4 protein-coding genes are annotated in these 4515 nt (G+C 66.1%); 3 read left to right on the top strand and 1 reads right to left on the bottom strand.

Translation table 11 applies throughout. The annotated features are described in order from the left end of the window. On the bottom strand, positions 1-1273 hold a 1273-nt coding region (locus MTR65_RS13670), incomplete at its 3' end, for an ABC transporter transmembrane domain-containing protein (RefSeq protein WP_243801119.1). Between the two features lie 200 nt (positions 1274-1473). On the opposite strand from MTR65_RS13670, the gene MTR65_RS13665 reads away from it, so the two are divergent. From MTR65_RS13665 to cydX, 3 genes are read left to right on the top strand one after another with little or no spacing between them, the layout of a single operon-like run. Continuing rightward, positions 1474-3057, top strand: a complete 1584-nt coding sequence (locus MTR65_RS13665; protein ID WP_243801120.1) for a cytochrome ubiquinol oxidase subunit I — start codon at positions 1474-1476, stop codon at positions 3055-3057. Between the two features lie 18 nt (positions 3058-3075). Continuing rightward, positions 3076-4227 carry a cytochrome d ubiquinol oxidase subunit II gene (gene cydB / locus MTR65_RS13660; protein WP_243801118.1) on the top strand — a complete coding sequence of 384 codons (1152 nt, stop codon included), beginning with the start codon at positions 3076-3078 and terminating at the stop codon, positions 4225-4227. Between the two features lie 12 nt (positions 4228-4239). Then, entirely contained in the window at positions 4240-4356 is a 117-nt protein-coding gene (gene cydX / locus MTR65_RS13655) for a cytochrome bd-I oxidase subunit CydX (RefSeq protein ID WP_039389664.1), read from the top strand. The last annotated feature ends 159 nt before the right edge of the window (positions 4357-4515 follow it).

The following is a 4515-nucleotide window of genomic DNA, read 5'->3' as shown; positions in this document are numbered from 1 at the left end:
CGGCGACAAGGACGGCGGCATCGCAGGCCTCGGGCGCGGCAAGCGCAAGATTGCGGCGCAGCGAGCCGGGCAGCAGCAGCGGGCGCTGCGCGGCCCAGGCCACGTCGGCGCGATCGAGAGGATGTCCGGCAAAGGTCGTGATCCGGCCCGAGGGGACCTCGATCTGCCCGGCGATGGCGGCCAGCGTGCTGGTCTTGCCGCTGCCCGAGGGGCCGCTCAGGGCCACGATGCCCGTGCGTGGCAGGCGCAGGTCGACAGGCCCGATGCAGACGGTGGGCCAGGTCAGGATCAGCCCTTCGACAACGAGGCCGTCGAAGGGAGAGGGCGCTGTGGTGGGCGTGCTGGGCGTTTCCTCCGTCTCCTCCTGCCCGGGCGCATATTCGGCCAGCGCGCTTTCAGCAGCCTCGCCCATCTGCTTCTCGTGGTAGGCGGCGGCAAGGCGGCGCATGGGCAGGTAGACCTCGGGTGCCATGGCAAGCGCAAAGAAGGCGCGGCCCAACGTCAGCGGCTCGGGTGGGGTGAAGGGCAAGAGGCCGAGCAGCGCAAAGCCGCAGTAGATCGCCACGAGCGCAACCGCGATGGCCGCGAAGAACTCGAGCACCGCGCTCGACAGGAAGGCCGCGCGCAGCACCGCGACGGTGCGGGTCGCCACGCCGTGGGTGGCGACCTCGACCTGGCGGGCGATGCGCGCCTGCGCGCCGAAGTGGCGGATGAGAGGGAGATGCCGGACCCGGTCGACGAAGAGCCCGGAGAGTGCGGCCAGCGCGTCGAGCTGACGCTCCGAGGCACGCCTTGCGGCGGTTCCGGCAAAGATCATGCCGACCACGAAGGGCAGGAGCGTGGCGAGCAGGATCAGCGCGGAAAACCAGCTCGCCAGGGCGATGAGGCCGATGGCGAGGAGCGGGCCGATGACGGCCGAGACGCGGGCCGGCTGGAAGCGGGCGCCGTGCTCCGCGATGGCCTGGACGTGATCAATGGCCAGCGCCGCGCTGGTGCCCGCGCTGACAGGGGCGGGCAGGCGCCCCCCGAGCAGACGCAACATCGCGGCGCGGCGCCAAAGGTTTGCACCGATTTGCGCACCGGGCATTGCGAAATGGTGCACGAAGAGGACGCTGCTGGCGCGCAGGAGCGCCCCTCCTGCGAGGCAGACGAGCCATGCCGAGAGGGCCGTGCCCGCCACAAGTGCTTCCACGCCGCCGGAAATTCCCCAGGAAAACAGGGCCGCACCGAGAATGTCGAGGGCCCAGAACTGCCCGGCTCTTTTGGGTTTCATAAATCGGCAACTGTGTAAGTGATATTGACTCGAGACCTGGCGAGGCCTAGGCGGGGGCTATTGAGTGCAAGCGCGTGACGCAAGTGCCGCGTGCGGGCACGCCGCTACTTGGGATTGACTGCGATCAATGCCCGGAATGCCCATGCACTCCAAGGGGCTACGCACGGATCGCACCAAAAATGCAAAGGTGACCCCCCATGATCGACTTCGCTGTCGTCGAATTGTCACGCCTTCAGTTCGCCCTTACGGCACTCTACCACTTCCTCTTCGTACCGCTCACCCTTGGCCTCTCCTTCATGCTGGTCATCATGGAGAGCGTCTATGTCATCACCGGACGGCCGATCTGGCGCGATATCACGCGCTTCTGGTCCAAGCTGTTCGGCATCAACTTCGTCCTGGGTGTCGCCACCGGCCTCACCATGGAGTTCGAGTTCGGGACCAACTGGTCCTATTACTCGCACTACGTAGGCGACATCTTTGGCGCGCCGCTCGCGATCGAGGGTCTCATGGCGTTCTTCCTCGAAGCGACGTTCGTGGGTCTCATGTTCTTTGGCTGGGACCGCCTCTCCAGGCGCGGCCACTTGCTGACCACGATCATGGTGGCGCTGGGCTCCAATCTTTCGGCGCTGTGGATCCTCATCGCCAACGGCTGGATGCAGCACCCGACCGGTTCGAGCTTCAACCCCGACACCATGCGCATGGAGGTGACGAGCTTCTTCGACGTCGTCTTCAACCCGGTGGCGCAGGCCAAGTTCGTCCACACCGTGAGCGCGGGCTACGTGACCGCCAGCGTCTTCGTCCTGGGCGTTTCCTCGTACTACCTGCTGCGTGGCCGCTTCCTGGAGCTTGCCAAGCGCAGCTTCACCGTGGCCGCCGCGTTCGGCCTGGCTTCCTCGCTCTCGGTCGTCGTGCTTGGCGATGAAAGCGGCTATGCGCTGGGCGACAACCAGCAGATGAAGCTCGCCGCGATGGAAGGCATGTGGCACACCGAGGCGAGCCCGGCGGGCCTCTCGGTCATCGCCTTCCCCTCGCAGGAAAAGCGCGAGACGCTGTTTGAGGTCAAGGTGCCCTACGTGCTGGGCCTGATCGCGACGCGTTCGCTGACCGGCCAGGTCGAGGGCATCTATCCGCTCGTCGCCGAGGCCCGTGGCCGCATCGAGAATGGCCTTGTCGCCTATGACGCGGTCGAGAAGTTGAAGCTCGATCCCACGAACACCGCCGCACGCGCGCAGTGGGAGACCGCCAAGAACGATCTGGGTTACGCGATGCTGCTCAAGCGCTACGTCGCCGATCCGCGCACCGCCGATGCGGTGACCATCGACAAGGCGGCCTGGGACACCGTGCCCGAAGTGCCCGTCCTGTTCTGGGGCTTCCGCGCCATGGCGGGCATCGGCTTCCTCCTCGTCGCCTTTTTCGCGACGGCCTTCGCGTTCTCCACGATGCGCCGCTTCGACAAGCGCTGGTTCCTGCGCGCAGCCCTCTTCGTCATGCCGCTGCCCTGGCTGGCGGTGGAACTGGGCTGGATTGTCGCCGAAGTCGGGCGTCAGCCCTGGGCGGTCGACGGCGTGCTGCCGACGTTCCTCGCCAACTCCAGTCTGACCGTGCCGCAGCTGTGGACCACGATTGCCGGTTTCACGCTCCTTTACGGCGCGCTGGCGGTGATCGAGGTGCGCCTCATGCTCGCCTCGATCCGCAAGGGGCCGGAGGAATACCGCCCCTGGCGCCCGGGCCGCGAAGAGCCCGCCGAAGTCGCGACGGCCTACACCGCCGTCCCCGCGGAATGATCTGAAAGGACAGATGAAATGCCTTTCGTACCTCTCGATTACGAAACCCTGCGCCTGATCTGGTGGCTGCTTCTGGGCGTGCTCCTGATCGGCTTTGCGATCGCCGATGGCTTTGACCTTGGCGTGGCCGCCCTCCTGCCCTTCGTCGGCAGGAACGATGTCGAGCGGCGCCAGGTGATCAACACCATCGGCGCCACCTGGGAGGGGAACCAGGTCTGGTTCATCCTCGCGGGCGGGGCGATCTTTGCCGCCTGGCCCTTCGTCTACGCGGTAAGCTTTTCAGGGTTCTACCTTGCGATGTTCCTGGTGCTGGCTGCGCTGATCCTGCGTCCGGTGGGCTTCAAGTACCGCTCCAAGAAGGCCGATCCCGCCTGGCGTTCGCGCTGGGACTGGGCGCTGTTCGTGGGCGGTTTCGTGCCCGCGCTGGTGTTCGGCGTGGCGGTCGGCAACGTGCTGCTGGGCGCGCCCTTCCGGCTCGATAGTGACCTTCGCACCTTCTACGAAGGCTCGCTGCTGGGGCTCTTCACCCCCTTCTCGCTGCTGACGGGCCTGCTGTCGGTAACGATGCTGGTGCTGCATGGCGCAGGCTGGCTCAGCCTCAAGCTGGAAGAGGGTCCGGTGCTCGACCGAGCCCTCAAGTTCGGCAAGATCGCCGCGCTCGCCTCGCTCGTGCTGTTCGTGCTGGGCGGCGTCTTCGTGGCCTATGGCGACATGGGCTACCGCCTTGCTGCCGAGGCCGATCCGGCTGGCCCTTCCAACCCGCACTTGACGGGCGCGGTGGCCGCAACCGGCGCCTGGCTCGATAACTACGCCGCGCACCCCTGGATGCTGCTTGCCCCGGTGCTGGGCCTCCTTGGCCCGGTCCTCGCGTTCCTTGGCATCTCGGGCCGCAGGCACGTGCTGGTCTTTGCCGGTTCGACGCTGGCGAACGTGGGGATCATCGCGACCGTGGGGCTTTCGATGTTTCCCTTCATCCTGCCCAGTTCCATCGATCCGGCCTCGAGCCTGACCTTGTGGAACGCCTCTTCGAGCCAGGGCACGCTGTTCATCATGCTGCTCGTCACGCTCATCTTCCTGCCGATCGTGCTTCTCTACACCGCCTGGGCCTACAAGGTGATGTTCGGCCGCGTGACCGATGAGGAAGTCCGTCTCAACCCCGATTTCTACTGAGGAGTTCGACCCATGTGGTATTTTGCCTGGATCCTGGGTGTGGGCCTTGCCGTCAGCTTCGGCGTCATCAACGGCGTGTGGCACGAGTTCCACTCCGACCCGTCCGAGGACCGTACCGTCCTCGACTGAGCGCCGGTCGGCCTGACAAGAACGCCGCCTGTGTCCCTGGGGATGCAGGCGGCGTTTTCGTGTGTGTGTGGAGGGGAAGGGAGTCTTTTTCCAAGGGGCCATCGCCCCTTGACCCGATAACGGGCGACCTCACCATATTCGGCCACGGCGGCGCGTGGG

The organism is Novosphingobium mangrovi (assembly GCF_022818885.1).
Classification (GTDB): domain Bacteria; phylum Pseudomonadota; class Alphaproteobacteria; order Sphingomonadales; family Sphingomonadaceae; genus Novosphingobium; species Novosphingobium mangrovi.
This window is presented reverse-complemented; position numbering and strand designations above follow the sequence as displayed.

Coding starts and splice junctions, on each gene's coding strand:
- cydX (WP_039389664.1), top strand. CDS start 4,240: ATGTGGTATTTTGCCTGGATCCTGGGTGTGGGCCTTGCCGTCAGCTTC.
- cydB (WP_243801118.1), top strand. CDS start 3,076: ATGCCTTTCGTACCTCTCGATTACGAAACCCTGCGCCTGATCTGGTGG.